The sequence below is a fragment of the Gulosibacter chungangensis genome, assembly GCF_008831155.1.
GTDB lineage: Bacteria > Actinomycetota > Actinomycetes > Actinomycetales > Microbacteriaceae > Gulosibacter > Gulosibacter chungangensis.
This window is the reverse complement of sequence record NZ_WBKB01000003.1, coordinates 113,860-132,296: the sequence shown is the minus strand read 5'-3', so window position 1 is coordinate 132,296 and position 18,437 is coordinate 113,860. Positions and strand designations below refer to the sequence as shown.

The 18,437-nt window shown below is 61.1% G+C and carries 13 protein-coding genes and 2 tRNA genes; 6 read left to right on the top strand and 9 right to left on the bottom strand.

The genetic code is table 11. From position 1 onward, the window contains the following. The first annotated feature begins 146 nt into the window (after nt 1-146). The 3 genes from F8O05_RS06185 to F8O05_RS06175 all read left to right on the top strand — a co-directional run bounded on the left by F8O05_RS06185 (nt 147) and on the right by F8O05_RS06175 (nt 3,791). Nucleotides 147-767 carry a TetR/AcrR family transcriptional regulator gene (locus tag F8O05_RS06185; protein ID WP_192497056.1) on the top strand — a complete coding sequence of 207 codons (621 nt, stop codon included), beginning with the start codon at nt 147-149 and terminating at the stop codon, nt 765-767. Then, complete coding sequence (locus tag F8O05_RS06180) at nt 755-2,416, top strand: MDR family MFS transporter (protein WP_158051889.1); 1,662 nt, start codon at nt 755-757, stop codon at nt 2,414-2,416. Before F8O05_RS06185 ends, F8O05_RS06180 begins: the two co-directional genes overlap by 13 nt. A gap of 97 nt (nt 2,417-2,513) precedes the next feature. Beyond that, on the top strand, nt 2,514-3,791 hold the full coding sequence (locus F8O05_RS06175; RefSeq protein WP_158051888.1) for an ATP-binding protein: 1,278 nt from the start codon (nt 2,514-2,516) through the stop codon (nt 3,789-3,791). A gap of 144 nt (nt 3,792-3,935) precedes the next feature. Here the strand turns inward: F8O05_RS06175 and F8O05_RS06170 are convergent, their stop codons facing one another. Further along, complete coding sequence (locus tag F8O05_RS06170; protein ID WP_158051887.1) at nt 3,936-4,514, bottom strand: NADPH-dependent FMN reductase; 579 nt, start codon at nt 4,512-4,514, stop codon at nt 3,936-3,938. Nucleotides 4,515-4,709: 195 nt separating this feature from the next. On the opposite strand from F8O05_RS06170, the gene F8O05_RS06165 reads away from it, so the two are divergent. Beyond that, a complete protein-coding gene (locus tag F8O05_RS06165; RefSeq protein ID WP_158051886.1) occupies nt 4,710-5,495 on the top strand; it encodes an aspartate-alanine antiporter-like transporter in 786 nt (261 codons plus the stop codon). Nucleotides 5,496-5,656: 161 nt separating this feature from the next. Here the strand turns inward: F8O05_RS06165 and F8O05_RS06160 are convergent, their stop codons facing one another. The 6 genes from F8O05_RS06160 to F8O05_RS06135 form a co-directional block, all read right to left on the bottom strand. Further along, on the bottom strand, nt 5,657-6,940 hold the full coding sequence (locus F8O05_RS06160; protein WP_158051885.1) for a hypothetical protein: 1,284 nt from the start codon (nt 6,938-6,940) through the stop codon (nt 5,657-5,659). 146 nt (nt 6,941-7,086) lie between these two features. Next, nucleotides 7,087-8,424, bottom strand: coding sequence for a L,D-transpeptidase family protein (locus tag F8O05_RS06155; RefSeq protein ID WP_192497055.1), 1,338 nt, complete (start codon nt 8,422-8,424; stop codon nt 7,087-7,089). Nucleotides 8,425-8,646: 222 nt separating this feature from the next. After that, nucleotides 8,647-8,720 (bottom strand) — tRNA-Met (locus F8O05_RS06150). Between the two features lie 133 nt (nt 8,721-8,853). Then, a tRNA-Met gene (locus tag F8O05_RS06145) sits at nt 8,854-8,927 on the bottom strand. 80 nt (nt 8,928-9,007) lie between these two features. After that, nucleotides 9,008-12,040: a UPF0182 family membrane protein gene (locus F8O05_RS06140; protein ID WP_158051883.1), complete on the bottom strand. Its 3,033-nt coding sequence runs from the start codon at nt 12,038-12,040 to the stop codon at nt 9,008-9,010. A 103-nt stretch (nt 12,041-12,143) separates the two neighbouring features. Continuing rightward, a complete protein-coding gene (locus F8O05_RS06135; RefSeq protein WP_158051882.1) occupies nt 12,144-13,277 on the bottom strand; it encodes a YlbL family protein in 1,134 nt (377 codons plus the stop codon). Between the two features lie 206 nt (nt 13,278-13,483). Between F8O05_RS06135 and F8O05_RS06130 the strand changes: the two genes are divergently transcribed. Beyond that, nucleotides 13,484-14,863 carry a zinc-dependent metalloprotease gene (locus tag F8O05_RS06130; protein ID WP_158051881.1) on the top strand — a complete coding sequence of 460 codons (1,380 nt, stop codon included), beginning with the start codon at nt 13,484-13,486 and terminating at the stop codon, nt 14,861-14,863. 62 nt (nt 14,864-14,925) lie between these two features. Beyond that, the gene (locus tag F8O05_RS06125; RefSeq protein ID WP_158051880.1) at nt 14,926-15,810 is read left to right on the top strand and encodes a hypothetical protein; all 885 of its coding nucleotides are present in this window, start codon (nt 14,926-14,928) and stop codon (nt 15,808-15,810) included. Here the strand turns inward: F8O05_RS06125 and F8O05_RS06120 are convergent. Both F8O05_RS06120 and nudC read right to left on the bottom strand, forming a co-directional pair. Beyond that, nucleotides 15,692-17,446, bottom strand: a complete 1,755-nt coding sequence (locus F8O05_RS06120; protein ID WP_158051879.1) for an ATP-dependent helicase — start codon at nt 17,444-17,446, stop codon at nt 15,692-15,694. The two genes, F8O05_RS06125 and F8O05_RS06120, sit on opposite strands and share 119 nt — an antisense overlap. Continuing rightward, nucleotides 17,421-18,365, bottom strand: coding sequence for an NAD(+) diphosphatase (nudC, locus tag F8O05_RS06115; RefSeq protein ID WP_158051878.1), 945 nt, complete (start codon nt 18,363-18,365; stop codon nt 17,421-17,423). The genes F8O05_RS06120 and nudC overlap by 26 nt, the downstream gene beginning before the upstream one ends. Nucleotides 18,366-18,437 lie beyond the last annotated feature (72 nt).

The window sequence follows — 18,437 nt, the reverse complement described above, 5'->3', positions numbered from 1 at the left end:
GCGAGTGAGACGTGCGAGATTGCCACCCTGCGCATCCCACCAAGGCTCGATTACCTCCGCAACCTCGTGACAATTGCAGCGATGCACGTATTGCACTTGTGCAAGTTTGCACTCCTGCATATTATTTACTTATGCAAACTTCCGATATGAGTCTCCGCGAGCGCAATCGCATCGATACGTGGACGGCGATTCACAATGCGGCGGCAGAACTCGCGTTGGCACACGGGTGGACGCAAACCACGATCGAAAAAATCTCCTCGCAGGCCGGCGTCTCCAAACGCACCTTCTTTAACTACTTCCCAAGCAAAGAAGACGCCATTCTCGGTGCCTTAGAGCCGTCTATTCCAGACGCCGCACTCGAGGCGTTCGAGCACAGTGACGAAGATCTCGCCCACCGCACCGTTGATCTCACCTTGGCAGTGATCCGCGCGAGCTACCCCTACGAAGAGGGGCGCGCTCGCCGGCGAAAGCTGATGAAAACGCTCCCCGAATTAGGTTCGCGAGTAAAGCACCTCTCAGTCGGAGTTGAGCAGCTGGTCGAACCCGTCGTGCTCAAGGAAATGCTTCGCATTGCGGAAGAGTCACCAAAGCAATTCAACCAATCCGCCGAGGACGCGGCCCGCGCCCTCACGCTCTATGCCCACACCATTCTTCGATTCGCCTTCACCAAGAACCCAGACGCGATTCCAGAACAGGGCACGGAGGCCGTCGCCTCGGCAATCACTACTTTTCGAGAGGTAATTCAGACTTCAATATGGCTGACCTAAAGAAACCTGCGGAGTCCGCCACCACGCTGACCCCGCGACGCATTCTCCCGCTGTTTGTCACCCTAATGGTGATCATGCTGCTCGCATCCCTGAGCCAAATGGTGCTGTCGAGCGCGCTGCCGACGATCGTCGGCGAATTGCACGGCGTTGAGCACATGATGTGGGTGACCACGGCCTACTTACTCTCCGCCACCATCATGATGCCGATCTACGGCAATATCAGCGACCTGCTCGGACGAAAGCCGGTGCTGCTCGGGGCAATCTCGGTATTCCTCGTAGGCTCGGTTATCGGTGGCCTCGCGCAAACCATGGAAATCCTCATCGTGGCCAGGCTGATTCAGGGCCTCGGTGGTGGTGGCCTCATGATTCTGTCGCAGGCTGCCATCGCCGACGTGGTGCCCGCGCGCGAGCGAGGCAAGTACATGGGCATCATGGGCGGCGTGTTCGCGTTCTCTTCCGTGGCCGGTCCGCTCATCGGTGGCTGGCTCACCCAGGGCCCGGGATGGCGCTGGGCATTCTGGATGAACGTACCCCTCGGCGCCATCGCACTCATCGCGACCATTGTGCTGCTGCGCCTTCCGAAGCGTGGCGTTGCGGAACGACCCAAACTCGATTACCTCGGCATGGCACTGCTCGCAATTGCCACCAGCTGCCTCATCCTGATGGCAACCTGGGGCGGCGCGACCTACGCGTGGCTGTCCCCGCAGATCATCGGCCTCGGCATCGGCTGCCTTGTCTTTGCGGGCCTCTTTATCTGGGCCGAGTCCCGTGCGCAGTCCCCCATCATTCCGATGTCAATGTTCAAGAAGCGCAATTTCACGCTGCCGACCATCGCGGGTTTGCTCATCGCCGTGCCAATGTTTGGCGCGATCGGCTATATGCCGACCTACTTCCAGATGGCAGTTGGGGCGACCCCGCAGGACGCGGGTTTCTTGATGATTCCCATGATGGCCTGCATGTTGATCGTGTCGGTGCTCACGGGGATGCTGATCTCGCGCACCGGGCAATACAAGCTTTGGCCGATCCTCGGCACGATTGTTCTTGCCATGGGCATTGGATTGCTGTCCTTCGTCACGTATGAGACGCCCACCTGGTTGGTCTGCGTCAACCTCGGCATCATTGGTGTCGGCTTGGGCCTCGCGCAGCAGGTACTCACGCTAGTCGTGCAAAACACCTTCCCAAACCGCGTGGTCGGTACCGCAACCGCCGCAAACAACTTCTTCCGCCAGGTCGGCGGCAGCCTCGGCTCCGCCATCGTGGGTTCACTCTTTGTCAGCCGACTCAGTTCGATCCTCACCGAAAACCTGCCCGCTGCGGCGGCCCCAAGCGACGGCGTAAGTTCACTTACCCCGGACCTCGTCAATTCCCTTCCGGATGAAGTCCGTTCGGTCGTCGTGCATGGCTATAACGAAGCCCTCATGCCGATCTTCCTCTTCATGGTGCCGCTAGTGATCGCAAGCTTGCTGATGGTTGCTTTCATTAAGGTCGTGCCACTGGCCACGAAGATCGAGCGCGAGGAAGTCGTGGCGGACACACTCTCGGACGGGCACCTTCCGGTGACCACCGGTGCCATCCGCATCCAAGAGAACCTCACCTTTGGTGAGGCTCAGGAACAGGAAGTTCTGGACTCACGCCCTAAGCAGGAATAAGCCAAGCGTCTTCGCGCGAAGCCGAACCGTGGCCCCATATTTCCACGTAATCTAGCGAGTACCACTCACCAGACTACGAAGAAGTATGGGGCCACACGTGACGAACTGGCGCATTCGCGATCTCCAACCGACCGATGTTGACGGACTGCTCAAGCTCTGGGAAGAATACCGAGCCACGGGTACCGAGCCCGTCTACTCACTGAGTGAGGTACTCGCGTCCTCGCGTGTGGATACCGCGATAGTCGCAGTGGTCGGTGACGAAGTGGTCGGCGCAACGATCGCCCGTGCGGCGCACGACCAGGCGTGGATCGTGTTTTTTGCCGTGGCGAAGGCGTGGCAGCGCCGCGGCATTAGCCGGGCAATGCTCGGGGCGGCCGAACAGCGGCTCGCTGCCCTCGGCATCCAGCGCGTGTCGATTTTAGTCCCCGATGGCGAGGAGCACGTGCAGTCCCTCACTCGCGCGGGCTATGCCGATAAGCGCCACCTGCGATATTTCGAACGCCAGGTGCCGGTGAGCCAGGAGGAACTCGCGCTCTTGCGTGACCTGGGCGGACGGATGCTTGCCCGCGACCGTTGGGACAACATCGGTGGGATGCAGCAGGAAAAGCAGATCCTGGAGCGGCGACTTGTGCTGCCCCTTTCGGACCCTGACCTCGCGCAGGATTTTGGCGTCGTACCTCCCCGCGCAATCGTGCTCTTTGGCCCTCCGGGAACCGGCAAGACCACCTTTGCCAAGGGCATCGCCTCGAGGCTGGAATGGCCGTTTGTGGAAGTTTTCCCATCCCGCCTCGCCGCATCCCCCAAGGGACTTGCGGGTGAGCTCCGCGAGACATTCGAGAAGATTGAACACCTCGAGCACGCGGTGGTGTTTATTGACGAAGTGGAAGAGATCGCGGTAAAGCGAGGCGGCGAGCCGCCCTCACCCATGCAAGGCGTGACGAATGAGTTGTTGAAGCTAATCCCGGCCTTCCGCGAAAAGCCGGGACGGCTGCTGATCTGCGCGACAAACTTTATCCGAGCGCTGGATCCCGCGTTCCTGCGGCACGGGCGCTTCGACTATGTGATTCCGATTGGTCTGCCCGACGCCGCAGCGCGACGGGCGATCTGGGAAGGGTTCGTGCCGGAAAAGTCGGCGCCGGAGCTCGACTTCGACGCGCTCGTGCAGGCCACCGAAGGCTTCTCCCCCGCCGATATTGAGTTCGCAGCGCGCAGCGCCTCGCAAACCGCACTCGAGCGAGCTGTAGCAACTGAGGATACCTCCAGCGGCCCGACCCTGGACGACTTTTTGACCGCCACCGCGCAGACGCGTACGACGGTCTCCGCCGAAGTCAACGCGGAATTCGAGGAAGACATCGAAGAGATCGCGCGCCTCTAGGGCCGGCGCCGGCATCGCCGCCGGGCGAGATAGTGGATGCCTTCGGGGACGGCAAAGGCCTGGATCCAAATTTGGGTCCAGGCCTTTGCTTAGCATTCTCGACGTTGCGATAGTCGCGTACTTCGAGGGAATGAGGCGTCTACATTAGGCGTTTGCGCCCTCAAGCGCGAACTGGCCAGCGCGGACAGCTTCCATAGCCTTGGTCCAGACGATGAGCTGGTCGAGCATCGGTGCGAGCGAAGCAGCGCCCATCTCCGAGGGCTTGAAGGTCGAGAAGTTCTCAATGTCGGTGAAGAGCGAGAACTGCGCGGCGTTACGAACGTGCGCGACCTGCGCCTCCGAGAGCACGACGCGGAGGTTCTCTACCGCGCGAACACCCATGGCAGAACCGTAGGAAGCGAATCCGGCAGCCTTGTTGTGCAGTTCTGGCTGGAGGTAGTCGAGGGCGTTCTTGAGCGCACCCGAAATACCGTGGTTGTATTCGCTCACCACGAAGACGAAGCCGTCAAACTCAGCAATCTTTGCGGAGAACGCCTTGCCCTGCTCGTTCGGAGCTTCGGCGCCCGGAGCACCATCCCACACCGGGAGGTTGTAGCTCGCGATGTCGACAATCTCGTACTCGGCATCGCCGCGCTGGTCAGCCTGCGCCTTGATCCATTCGGCAGCCTGGATGCTGATGCGGTTGGGGCGGATGCTCGAGGTGATGATTGCGATCTTGGTCAATTTTTCTCCTGAAGTTACTCGGTTGAAGTCCTCATGCGACGCTTTTACTCGCGCCGACCTGAGATGCAATTGGTTTCAGCTTTAACTTATTCCATGCATTTGCATTTTTCTAGATTTTGGCCGCAATCCGCGTATTCACGCGGATCAAGTCGCGACTGATCGGCGTGTCGCCAGGATTGAAGCTACCTTTGAAGAGTGGTCGAACTTCTGGTTGCGTCACCGCTGTTGACGCTCTTTCTCACTGCCGCCCTCGGCACACTGGTCGGTGCGATACCGTTCGGGCCGCTTAAGTTTGGTGCCGCCGGAGCCCTCTTTGTCGGCCTCGCACTCGGCGCTCTCGATCCGAATCTCGGCACCGGATTAGAGATCGTGCAGTCCATTGGTCTCGCCCTGTTCGTCTACACGGTCGGCCTCGCCTCAGGGGCGTCGTTCTTCGAGGATCTTCGACGGCAGGCACCGCTGATGGTAGGTGCGCTCATCCTGCTTGTGGTGTTTTCCGCCTTGGCTATCTTGGCGAACCGCATCTTCAACATTGGCGCAGAACTCACTGCCGGGCTCATGGCCAGCGCCCTCACCTCCACCCCGGCACTCGCCGCTGCCACCACCGCCGCGGGTGGTAGCCCGGAGCCCGCCGTCGGTTATTCCATCGCGCACCCCGTCGGTGTGGTCATCGCGATGATCATTGTGACCTTCGTTGCCCGCGGCACGCTCCCCGCAAAGAAAGACCCCAACCCCCGGGCACTGCCGGGCTTGCGGCCTGCACAGTGGCGGTCGAGCATTCAATGCGGGTCAACGAAGTTCCCGGAATCGCCGAAATCCCCGGGAGCGACACGGGCGAGGTGCGCGTGTCCTACCTCGAGCGCGGCGGCAACATTTCAGCGGCTTCGCCCTCGGAACTCCTGCGAGCAGGCGACCGTATCCTCGTCGTGGGCGCTCCCGAAGCGGTTCTTCGAGCCCAACGGGCGCTGGGCATCCATGTAGAAGAAAACCTCGCCCATGACCGCTCCGTAGTTGACTTTCGCTACTTCATCGTCTCCGACCCGAAGCTGGTCGGCCGCACGGTTGCGGAGCTGCTCATCCCGCTCCGATTTGAAGGGAAGATTACCCGCATCCGCCCTGATGACCGCCCGCACGAGTGCTCGCTAGCCGGTGACGACCACGAGCTCGTTCGTGGCGTGTGGCAGGACTGCAGAGTCCACCACTTCTCCCGAGACATAGTCGACCTTGTGAATTTCGCTTGTTGCCGGCTCAGTCACGTAGACGTAGCCACGCTCCTGGGCGATGGCAGGATGGGCCTCCTGCCATTCCACCGGCGCGGTCCAGCTGCTGATCACCTCGATCGTGGAGGTAATCTCGCCGCTTTCAGCATCGATCACGCGCAGCCCACCGTCTTCACCGAGCACGAGCGCCGAGCCGTCAAGACCGCGGTCCAGCCCGCGCCAGGTGTAAGTGGAACCAACCTCGACCACCGAGATCGCTTCAGCATCGGTGTCGATGAGCGAGATCTGCTGCAGGCCGTTGCCAGCATCCGGATCGGTCTTGTAGTCGCCGAGCACGATCGCAGAACCCTCTACCGCGTGCGCGTTGCCAATGCGAGCGAACTCACCTTCGGCATCGATCTTGTGGAAGTGGTCACCGTGGAGCAGCAGCACGCCATCTTCGCAGCCGACGAGAATGCTCTCCCCCACCACGGTTTCGCCGTGCACACCGGGGCACTGGTCATTGGTGACGATCTTTTCATCCGCGCCATTGAGGAGGGATGCGCCATCACGGTCGGTCTCGTTACCCTCAGTCACAAAAAGCGTGTCATCTTGCGAGGCCATGGCCACGCCGTGGTGTGGATTCTCGGTGGTGTAGGTGCGAACCGGCTCCACCGTCCCGGTTTCGGCAATCTCGGTCCAATCTGCCGTCGGAATGACGGTGACTTCCCCGGTGCCATCATCGAAGAGGGTGGTCAGACCGTCGTGCACGACCACGTGCCCGGGAGCTTCCGCATCAACAACGACGTCGTAGAGCGCCGGCTCGGCGGTGTACGAGTGGGTGTGGTCGCCGTGCGGCTCGGTCCAGGTGCCGGTATCGAGGAGGGCCCAACCGCCGGTGGTGGAGACAAGCACGTGTCGACCGTCACCGGCCGCGTTCACTCGGTTGAATCCGTCAAGCTCGTAATCGGCCACCACCTCGAGGGTTGCCGAATCCAGCACCATGAGTCCGCCGTCGTAGGTCACCACTACCCGCGGGGTTGGTCCGGCAGCTTCAGTGGCTTCGCCGCCTTCGTGGTCATGATCGTGCTCATGATCGTGCTCTTCGCTGGCGGCCGTTCCGGAGCTGGTTGGTGACGCGGCACCGGTTGCTGCGCATCCGGTGAGTGCTAAGAGTGAGGTGAAGGCGACCGCGGCAAAAGCGGTGCGAATGTTCTTCGTGGTCATAACTGGTTGCTCTGTTTCGAGCAGTCCTCTCCAACTGGAATGAGTAAGTGCACGAATCACAATACGCTATTGATTCTCATTCTCATTACATGGAGATGCGTGTCGCTCGCCCATCGAGTGTGGCAGCGGGCTAGACCGCCAGGGCTTTAGGCGCGAATGATGACGTCAGTACCCTCGGGCGCCCAGTCGTAGATTTGCTTGGCCCGGTCATCGGGCATACCCACACAGCCGTGGCTCATGGGCGTACCCCAATTGCTGTGCCAATAGACGCCATGGAAGGCCTCGTCACCGTTGAAGTACATCGGCCATTTGACGTCCGGCTGTACGTAGTCGTCCCCGTACATCGTTTGGATGGGCGTGCGCCAGCCAATCGAGTAGTGCCCCAGAGTGGTTGGAGTGGCGTCGGTACCGGTGGAAACCAGCCAGGAATCGACCACCACACCGTTTTCTTTGACGTACAGCATTTGCTCGCTGAGATCGACTTCGAGGGTGTATTCGATCGTTGCGGTCTGCGCCTCAACCACCGTCGGTTCGAGCGTGAAAGTGACATCCTGCTCGAGCAGCTGCGCAACAAACGCATCGGCAATACCCTCGGTGCTATCCAGCGACGTGCCATCGATCGTCGGCTCTAGCTCATCAAGAACATCGCCATTGGAATTCACAATCGCGGTGCCGTCAACCGGTTCCTGATACACCAGGTCCGGCAGTTGTTGCACCAGCGGGTCAATTGCCGCAGCGTCGGCCGCAATCGTGAACTCGATCTTCCCGGCTTCCGGATTTGGTGTGAATTCAACCCAGGAGGCGAACACCTCCGGCTCGATCGCGAGCGTGCGCTCTTCGCCACTATAGAAACCGGCTTCGCTCTTGAGGGTGTTGAGCTGGTTCGCCGTTTCAATCGCGGATGCGGTACTGATATCAGCTTCATGCGTCACTACGGAAGCCTCCACAGGTTCGGTAGCTTCGTAGAGCGCCGCGTTGAACGCCGCCTCCACCGAGTCGGGGTTTACGCCCTGACCTTCGGTAGCTTCAATGACCAGGAACTCCCCGTCACTGAATTCAATGGTGGCATCCTCGGGGTCGCTGGACTGGTTGGGGAACGCCTCGCGCAGGGTCTCATTCGTCGTGGCATCGTGGTAGGCAATGTCGGGTCGAATTTCTTCTCCGGACCACGCGCCGATATTCCACAGTGGCCGATCGGTAAGGGCCTGTGCTGCCAAAGCTTCGGCGTCCGTGGATGCACCGAGCGCAGATCCCTTGACAAGCGCGCTCTCGCCATCCACCGTTACGGAGATTTCGGTCGAGGCGAGGTGCTCATTCACCCGCTCCGCTGCGGCCGAGGGCAACATGAACCCGACATCCTGCCCGGCGATGGTCGTCCCAGGTGCGATGAGGGACATCCCTGCCCACGCCGCGACACCCGCCACGGCGAGTGAGGGCATTCCAACGGCGAGCAAGACTCGCATGCGTCGACGAGATCGGTACACCCCAGCTCCTTCCCAGCAACATCTCAGTGCTTTCACTGTAACCATTACTCGGAATTTGTCGAGCGACCAGGCTCAAATCGATGCGTACTTGAAATAGAAGTTGCGTACGTGGAATAGAAGCGGGGCCTGTTGACAGAAGAACTCCGTCGGAGAAGAACGCCGTCGCTGGAGAAGGTGCAAGGCCCCCGATCTGTGATGATTCCCAGATCGGGGGCCTTTTCGTTGCGGGGGCCAGATTTGAACTGACGACCTCCGGGTTATGAGCCCGGCGAGCTACCGAACTGCTCCACCCCGCGGCACAAGAGATTACGTTACTCCAAGTTCACCGGAAAGTCGAATCGAGCCACCAGCCACGCACCACGAGCCACAGACAGGCGCAATGCAGAAGGCCCCTAATCTGAGTAATCCCAGATCAGGGGCCTTGTTTCGTTGCGGGGGCCAGATTTGAACTGACGACCTCCGGGTTATGAGCCCGGCGAGCTACCGAACTGCTCCACCCCGCGGCACAAGAGACAACATTACCCGACTTTGACTGTTTTGTCTAGTCGATGCGTCTCCGGCCCCGCGGGGTCCAGCGCCGTCCTTAGTTGTTCAACCGTGACTCGGCTTCTGCCGCGCGTTCAAGCGCCTCAGTCATCCGCGCATCGGCTTCCGCTGCACCAACGAGGTCGTTATTGGCGTATGCCTCGGTTCGATCCTCGAGCGCCTGCGAAGCATCAGCCAGGGCATCCTGCAGGTCTGCGTACGCGTCACCCGAGGGGCTCGTGTCCGTGGTCGGTGCTGGCGTGGTGGTCGGCTCCGGCGTTGTCGTTGGCGCCGGAGTCTCACCGGTGTCGGTGTCTACATCTTCCGGAGCGTCTTCCGCATCCGGCACCTCGACGTTCGGGTCGTCGAGGACCTCATCGAGATTGCCGTCACCGGCGTCCGCTCCCGAGTCACCCAAGAAGAGTTTGTCGAGCGCTGCATCCAGCGTGTCTTCGAAGGCAATATTGTCACCGAAGGCGACCAACACGCGTCGCAGCAGCGGATAGCTGGTCTCACCGGTGGACTGTACGTACACGGGCTGCACGTAGAGGAATCCCTCACCCACTGGCAGGGTCAGCAGGTTGCCTCGCAGCACCTGCGTCTGCCCACCTCGCTCGAGCAGGCTCAGCTGGTTCGCAACCGTCTCGTTCGAGTTGAAGATGTTTTGCACCTGACCCGGACCGTTGACCGAGTCGTTCTCGATTTCCAGCAGGGTTAGGGTGCCATAGTCCTCGGCCACCTCGCCCGGCACGTTTCCGGCATTCGCATTTGCGGACAGATATCCCGTGAGCACGTTTCGAGTGCCATCACCCGAGACCATCGGAATGAAGGTCGAGTAGAGCGAGAAGGCGGGATCCTGGCCGGGCATCTGCATGGTCAGGTAGTAGGGCGGCTGACGGAGCTGAGCGTCCGCGGATGCCGTCGGGTCTAGTGGGAGTTCCCACGCGTTGGTCTGGTTGTAGTACTCAGCTGCATCGGTCACGTGGTAGGTCGCGAGGATCGACCGCTGCACCTTGAACATGTCTTCCGGGTAGCGAACGTGGCTGAGCAGGTCACCCGACATCTCGTCCACCGACTGCAGTGAGGTGGGGAAGATCTTCTGCCAGGTCTGCAGAATCGGGTCGTCCGTGTCCCAGGCGTAGAGCGTCACGCTGCCGTCATAGGCATTGACGGTGGCCTTGACCGAGTTTCGGATGTAGTTGATCGGCTGCGTCGGCAGCGTCGGTGCCGGCGTATTCGAGTCGGCTGCTTCTTCCTCAATCGAGACCTGCGTCGAATACGGGTACGCGTTCGTGGTTGTGTAACCGTCAACGATCCACACAAGCTGACCATCTACCACCGAGGCATAGGTGTCGGAGTCAAGGGTCAGATACGGGGCCGCCGCCTGAACTCGCTCGATCGGATCGCGGTCATAGAGGATCTGTGACTCGGAGTTGATGGCATCCGAGAGGAGAATCTGCTCCGACTGGAACTTGATCGCGTACACGAGTCGGTTAAAGAGGTTGCCAAGCGAAGGTCCGCCGTCGCCGCTGAAGGTGTTGTAGGTCTGCGAAACCCCATCGGCACCCGAAATGTGGTCGAACTCGACCGGGTCGGAACCTTCCGGCGCACCCACGATGGAATACTCGGGCGAGTTCTCACCGAAGTACACGCGAGGTTCAATTTCGTCGAGCGCCTCAGCCTGCTGCGGCATCCCGGACGCGAAGAACAGTGGCTGGCCGTCGGGACCTCGCTGGTTACCGTAAGCCGCCACCAGGCCGTAGCCGTGCGTGTACACGATGGTGCGGTTCACCCACGACTGCGCATCCGCGCCCAAACCGTTCACGTTGATTTCACGCACCGTGGTCACGGCATCCTGCGTGGCGTCATCGATTATATAGCGGTCGACGTCCAGCTCGGTGGGGAACTGGTAGTACGCACGTTCCTGTTCAAACTGGGCGAAGGTCGGTCCGACGATCGAGGGGTCAAGGATGCGAATATTCGCGGTCGTTTCGGCGTCCTCACGCAGCTGCCCGGCTTCCGCGGTCGTGACACCGGCGTAGGACTGCACGTTGATGTCGGCGACGCCATAGGCGTCACGCGTAGCGTCAATATTGTTCTGGATGTACTCGGTCTCAAGCGACTGCTCGTTCGGTCCAACCTGCAATTGCTGCACGACCCACGGGTACACCGCACCGGCAACGAGGCCGACGACGAGCAGACCCGCGACACCAACAACCGGCAGCGTCCAGCGACCGGCGATGGCAGCGAAGAAGAACAGCAGCGCAACGATCATCGCGGCACCGGCAAAGATGGCGAGCCCTGGAATCGAAGCGTGCACATCGGCATAGAGCGAACCGGTCCAGCGCCCGTTCGATTCGGTCAGTGAGTTATAGCGGTCAAACCAGAAACTCACTCCCTGACTCAGCACAAACAGGCCCGCCATGATCGCAGTCTGGATGCGAGCAGCCTTCGAGATCACGACTTCGCGACCGGTAACGCGGATGCCACCGTAGAGGTAGCTCACCGCCACCGTAATTACGAGCCCGAGCAGCAGTACCGCAGATGCGAATGCAACGATCCCCCGCCAGAACGGCAGCTGGAAGACGTAGAAGGAAATGTCATTGCCGAAAAGTGGATCAGTGGTGCCGAACGGTGTCGAATTAAAGAACTGGATCACCGTTTCCCAGGTACCCGCGGTGCTCAGGCCCGCGAGCAATCCGAGGAAGGCAGGAATGATGATGAATACGACTTTGCGAACCGGCTCGAGCGCACGCTGGTACTCGTTGAGTTGTTGCGAGAGCTTCGCGTACACCGGCCGGTTCCGGTATGCGAGGTGCAGGATCAAATAGATCGGCAGTGCCATCCCCACAAAACCGATCAGGAACATGATCGCCGTAGCGATCCAACGCGTGTAGAGCACCGCCGAGTAGCCGAGTTGGTCGTACCACAGCACGTCGGCATAGAACCCGGTGAACCAGAAGAACACCAAGATCAGTGCGACAACAATCGCTATGGTCGCTGCGAGCGGCCCGAATTTGCGCCCATTGCGGGGAGTTGAATCGGATGGCGGTCTGGATGAACTTGGCTGTGGTGCTGCGGTAGAACTCACTGATTACCCGTCGTACTCGAGATTGAAGATGCCGCGCAGCGCTTGATTCGTCGCACGCTGGCGGCGTTGGCGCAATTCTACCCGTGCCCAGGTGAGCGGATTATTACACCTGTGGCACGTTCGCAGCCAGCGCATCCGCACAGGTGCGAATCTCGCCAGTCTCCCCCTGGCCGGCGGCCGTCACGGTCTCGATTGCCTCGTCTAAGTCCGAAATCGCGTAGATCGGGATGTCATCCGCGACACTCGCCGAGAGCGCCTCCTGGCAGTTCGCCTCCGGTGCCAGGAAGTAATCGGCGTCAATGCTGACGGCTGCGTGGACCTTCTGTCGAACCCCACCGATTGCTCCGACGGTACCGTCGGCAGCCATCGTTCCAGTCCCGGCGATGTGCTCCCCCGCCGTGAGGTCGCCCGCTTCAAGCAGGTCGATGGTCGCCAGGGTAAAGATCAGCCCGGCACTCGGCCCGCCCACTTCGCCGAGCTCAATATCTACATCAATCGGATAGTTGAAACCCTCCTGCACCAAGATCCCGAGGATCGGGTTCTCGCTCTCTTCCGAGACGGTCGGGGTAATGGTGACGGTCACCTCTTCCCCATCCCGCAACACGACCACCTCGGTGGGCTCCTGTGTAAATGGCTCCGCTTGCAGCGAAGCAAAGTCGGTCACCGGGCGGCCATCGGCTTCGATGATCACGTCGTCAACCTGCAAAATGCCCTCCGCCGGGCCCTGCGCAAACACATCCATCACTCGAAGTTCTGGCGTGACCTCGTATCCCTGCTCTGTGAGGGCTGCTGCGATTGCCGTCCCCTGTGACTGCGTCATCATGGCGGCATTCGCCTCGGTGCGTTCTTCGGCGGTGACCCCGTCTGGAAAATACGCTTCGATGGGGAGCACATCCTTGTCCGGTTGGAACCACGCAGTCGCCACCGCGAACCAGCTCGGTTGGTAATCCGGGTTACCCGTCACGTTCACGGTCATGACCGACAGGCTTCCCGCTTCCGGGCTAATTCGCTGCGCCCCGTCGATCGAGATGACATCGACCTCTTCGGATTCACCGTCTTCCGTCGTCACCTCGGTGGTGCCGAGCGCGTCAAAGGTCGGCCCGGGCGTACGAATCACGTACGGCGCGGGAGCGAAGGCCAGCACGACCAATAACACCAGGCCGACTGCGAGGAGGTACATACCCCAGCGGGTTCGCTTTGATTCGGGTAACGCGTCAGATGAGAAGAATCGGCTCATAAAAACTGTGGTGACTTTCGGCGCAGGCGGGTCGGTGTCGGGGTCAGTGCCGGTGTGCGAGTACCGGCTGACTTCTGTTCAGGATTCGACGCAGTCCCAGCGGGACTGTGTGGGCAGTCCGCTGTCAGTGAAATGGCTTCGACTCGCGGCCGATGCACGGGACTCCGAAGTTACTCTAGAACCGACCCCTGAGAGGAGTGGCGCTAATGAGCGACCAGGATACGCCCCGGAATAACGAGGGTAACCAGCCGGAGGATGAACTTCGCCGCATGCTTGAACAGCTACTCGGTGGGGGCATGATCAATCCGGATCAACTCGCCGGTGTGGCGGGGCTTCCTGCCGACCCTCAGGCGCTTTCGCAGATGCTCGGGCAGCTGCAGCGGGCAATGATGAACCCCACCGAGGGGGTGAACTGGCAGGTAGTGCGAGACGCCGCCCGGCAGTCCATCACCGACAATCGCGAGGTCGAAAAAGACACCGCGAAGGAATACGAGCAGTCGTTTTCTCTCGCCCAGCTGTGGCTGAGTGAGGTCACGAGTGTCGGCTCCACCGGGCTGCTGGATGCGCCTCGTTCCATCACTCGGTATGAGTGGTTGAATCTCACCCTCGACACCTGGTCGGAAATCGCCGGGCCCGTTGCCGAAAGCATCTCCCGTGCCCTCGTCGAAATGCTCAACGAGCAGGCGCCCGAGGAATACCGCGCCATGATCGATCAGTCCAAGCCGATGGTGAAGTCCATGGGGCAGGCAATGTTCGGGATGCAGTTGGGCCAGGTCCTGGGGCAACTCGCGAAAGAGGTCCTGTCCGGTGGCGATATTGGGATGCCCGTACTGCCGAACGGTCAGGCTGCTCTCCTGCCGCAAAATCTTGCCGCGTGGTCGGATGGCCTGGAAATCAAGCCCTCGGAGCTGCTGCTCTACTTTGCCGTCCGGGAGCTCGCACACGCCCACCTGTTCATCCACGCCCGTTGGCTGCGACTGCACCTGGTGAATTCGATTACCGAGTTCGCCCGCGGGATTCGTATCGACACCGAACGGATCGAGGACACTGTCCGCGGTCTGGATGTCTCCAACCCGGAAGAGCTCAAGCAGGTCTTGCAGTCCGGGCAGCTCATCCCGCCACGCAGCCCCGAGCAGGAGGTCGCGCTCGAGCGCCTCGAGACCATGCTCGCGCTGATCGATGGCTGGGTCGACGTGGTCACCCAGGACGCCACCTCGCGGCTTCCCAATGCGGATGCGATCGCCGAGATGGTGCGCCGTCGTCGCGCGACCGGGAGCCCGGCCGAGCGTGCGTTCGGATCGCTCGTGGGCCTCGAAATTCGGCCCCGTCGCCTGCGTGAAGCCACGAGCATGTGGCGCCTGGTCACTGAAAAACTCGGCCCAGAAGCTCGTGACGCACTGTGGGATCACCGCGATGCGCTCCCCGGCGCGGAAGACATCAACGACCCCTTTGCACTAGTTGAGCGCCTGCGCGGTGACACGAGTGACTCCCCCACAGATGATCTCGATGATGAGCTCGCTCGTCTCCTCGGCGATCCAGATTCCTTTGGCGACGCCCCCGAGGGTGGCTACTCGCCCGATCGCTAAGCAGTCTCGCGCACTGTGGATAACTCCGGCACTGTGTGCCGGAGTTATTTCATGATGGGGTTGTGCGATATCAACTTGCTCCTGACACCCCAATCACCTGGTCAAATGCCGCCGAGGTACGCGTGGGTGGCAGTTTTACGGGTCGCCGTTTTCCTGACCACCCGGCAATCCACGCCATGCTCGAGGCCCTGAAGCTCGGGGCGGACGTCGCGTTCCTCCGGTTGCTCGCGCAGTCGCACGGGCTCGATCGCGCCCGAGTCGAGGACGTTATTGCTGGCTTCTTGGAGATCTCGATTCCCGTCGCTGGAGAGCAGATTCCCAAGCGTCACGTGCTCGTTCGCACGCCGACAAGTGCGGTGCCGTTCGGCCAGCTACTGGCGCGAGAATTTTCTCGTCGCCATCACGCGGTTTCGATCGCGGGTGTTGATCATTTCGATGCGGATGCGGCGCCCGATCTCGTTATCGAGGTCGCGGAATTCGTGGTTCCTACCCGACGCTATCTGCCCATGATTGCTGCGGATGTGCCGCACTTGACCGTGATCCGTGACGTGGGAGCCCTGCAGGTTGGCCCGTTGGTCATCCCTGGAGCCACCCCGTGCCTTCGTTGCGATGATCTCTTCCGGATCGAACAGCAGCGAGATTGGCTCATTGTTGCTACGCAACTGCTGTCCGCGCAGCCTGCCGCGATCAGCCCCGAAGTTGAGTGGCTCGCGGCGCTGCAAACGGGACTTCTTGGCGGCTCGTATCTTGGTGATGACATGCAAGCGGACGCTCAGGCGCCACCCGCGGGTTGGGCGCAATGTCGGATTGATGCGCGCAGTGGTGAAATCAGCGTGTTGCCGCGAAGTTTCCACGCTGAATGCGGTTGCCGAGCTCTGCTAAGTACCGAGACGGTGCCCCGATCGCGCGAGGATATGAAAGCTGCAAGTGCCGACGCGCTCGCGTGAGCGCGACATAAAGTAAGCGCCGCTCTTCGTGAATGTTTTCAGCGGTGACGGCCTGGGCAATCGGCATCCTGCCTTCGGCAAGGCCAGTGACGAAGACGCGATCCCATTCCAGGCCCTTCGCGCCGTGCATGGTCGAGATTGTGACCGCGGCAACTTCCGGTTCGTGCTGGTGCTTGGCGCGATTGACCAGGTCGTTGGTGAACTGCTCGAGGGTCGTCCCAGGTGCGGCAGCATCCGCAAGCCGCATGATCGCATCCAACGCTCCCCAGGCATCCCGTGCGGGGCCCGCCTCCCGCGGCGGAGACACAGTCCAGCCTCGACCGCGCAGCACATCACTGACCGTCTTGAACAGCGGCCCCGAGTCCTGTTCGGCGACCACCGCGGCTCGCAGACCCGCCACTGCGGCACGGACCTCGGGCCGCTTGAAGAAGGGCTGGCCACCCGCCACGCGATAGGGCACCTGAGCATTCTGGAAGGCCTGTTCTAGCGCCGCCGCCTGGGCGTTTGTGCGGATGAGCACGGCGATTTCGGCCGGTTGCTCCCCCGCCGAGATGGCGTCAGCGGCACGCTGCGCGATTCCCTGCGCCTCAGAGAACTCATCCGGATATTCAAAGAGTTCCGGGAGCGAGGTTTTCACATCGTTCTCCGCCGCCCGCTCGAGTTGGAGCGCGTGTGGAATCTGCTTCGCGAGCGAGTTTGCGACCGCGATGATCGAGGTGGTCGAGCGATACGACCCCTCGATTTTGACGGTACGAGCATCTGGATACTCGTGGCTGAAATCGGTGAGGTAGCGATTGGTGGCGCCGGTAAAGGAATAGATCGTCTGTGCCGGATCGCCGACCACGCAAAGATCCCGGCGTTGCCCGAGCCACAGGGACAGCAACTTGTGCTGCAGCGGCGAAATATCCTGAAACTCGTCCACGACAAAGAATCGGTACTGTTCCCGCACCTGCTGGGTGACCCAGGGTTCCGATTCGAGCATCCCGGCCGTTGCCAGCAGAATGTCTTCGAAATCGATCACTCGACGATCATCCTTCACCTGCTCATAGGCGCGAATCACGTCCACAGCTTGCTCGGGGCTGAGGCGTGCCGGAGGCGTGCGTTCCCCAGCGTTGAGTGCCGCCGCATATTGCTCGTAGGTGAGTTCGGAGATTTTCCGCCACTCCACATCCTCAGCGATATCCCGCACTTCCGTGGGCCCGACTCGCAGCTTGAGGCGCTCGGCGGCTTCGGCCACCACTTTCGACTTGGAACCGGAAATCTGCGGCATTTCGCCACCCACCACGTGCGGCCAAAAGTATCCCAGCTGCCGCAGCGCGGCTGCGTGAAAGGTACGCGCTTGCACGGCGTGTGCGCCAAGCTTCGCAAGTCTTCCCCGCAACTCGCCTGCCGCCCGGTTCGTAAAGGTCAGTGCGAGCACTCGCTCCGGGGTGTAGACACCGGTTCGCACGCCGTAGGCGATACGCCGGGTGATCGTGTGTGTCTTACCCGTTCCCGGCCCCGCAAGGATGCATACGGGGCCAACGACTGATAGCGCGGCTTCCCGCTGCTGTGGGTTCAGGTCAGCGAGCAGGCTCACGCCTTCGCTACCTCCGGCATTTACTGCCTCGCTACTGCTCGTCGAGGGGTCCGCCATACCACTCCTCGATAATCGCACGCGAGATCGAGAGCTTCGGAGGCAGCAGGTCGATGTGGGCCTTGACCTCTGCCCGCGTAAACCAGCGCACTTCGACGATTTCGTTGTTATCCGGTTTCACCGTCTCGGGATCCTGATCCGGTGCCAGTTCGCCGAGAAAACCGACCATGACGCTGGCCGGGAACGGCCAGGGCTGCGAACCCAGATATCGGTGGTTCACAATCCGGGCACCGGCCTCTTCGAATACTTCGCGGGTGGCTGCCTGTTCGAAGGATTCACCCGGTTCAACGAATCCGGCGAAGGTGGAGTATCGCCGTGGCTGCCAGTTCACATTCGCGCCGAGCAGGATGCGATCGTGCTGGTCAACGACACCGATGATGATGGCCGGGTCCACTCGCGGGAAGATCGGCTGCCCGCCCTGTTCCGGACGCGACACCCAGCCGCCGTGCTCAAGGGTGAGTCGCTCACCGGTCAGCGGCGAATGTTGGTGGCTGCGGTGGAAGTTTCGGATGCCGATGGCTTCCACGAACAAACTCGCGTCGGTGACATCAAATTCGAGCCCGCGCTCGTTCAGTCGCGGCCAGCGATCTGCCGCGGGCTCAAGTTCACTCGCTTCAAATTCATCCACGGCCACGGCCACGATCGGGGTCCCGGCCGGGTCGATTCGCCCGCCGGGGTTCTCCCGTTCCGCCATGAGTTTGCCGAGGTAGATCGGATCGGAAACCCGTGGCAGATTTTCGTTCACGCGCAGATCGAGTGCGAGGCCGGCACCGCGGGGTGCGACAAGCGCCGTGTCTTCTCGCTGCAGCAGGATGCGCGTGGCAGGATTCTCAAGCAAGTCGCCTGCCGATTCGCGGCCAAGGTCATCGCGATCAATACGGGTCTGGGCGAACGGGAGTCGCTGCACGAAGTCATTCATATCCAAGCCATCATAGGTTCGCTAGCGTCTGCGGTGTGGCAGTCAGCTGAATTCTCTATTGCCTCGTAGTCT

What these genes read in the sequence shown, in the direction of transcription:
- nudC (WP_158051878.1), bottom strand. Translation starts at nt 18,365, where the DNA reads ATGAATGACTTCGTGCAGCGACTCCCGTTCGCCCAGACCCGTATTGAT.
- F8O05_RS06180 (WP_158051889.1), top strand. Translation starts at nt 755, where the DNA reads ATGGCTGACCTAAAGAAACCTGCGGAGTCCGCCACCACGCTGACCCCG.
- F8O05_RS06160 (WP_158051885.1), bottom strand. Translation starts at nt 6,940, where the DNA reads ATGACCACGAAGAACATTCGCACCGCTTTTGCCGCGGTCGCCTTCACC.
- F8O05_RS06130 (WP_158051881.1), top strand. Translation starts at nt 13,484, where the DNA reads ATGAGCGACCAGGATACGCCCCGGAATAACGAGGGTAACCAGCCGGAG.
- F8O05_RS06185 (WP_192497056.1), top strand. Translation starts at nt 147, where the DNA reads ATGAGTCTCCGCGAGCGCAATCGCATCGATACGTGGACGGCGATTCAC.
- F8O05_RS06120 (WP_158051879.1), bottom strand. Translation starts at nt 17,446, where the DNA reads ATGGCGGACCCCTCGACGAGCAGTAGCGAGGCAGTAAATGCCGGAGGT.
- F8O05_RS06135 (WP_158051882.1), bottom strand. Translation starts at nt 13,277, where the DNA reads ATGAGCCGATTCTTCTCATCTGACGCGTTACCCGAATCAAAGCGAACC.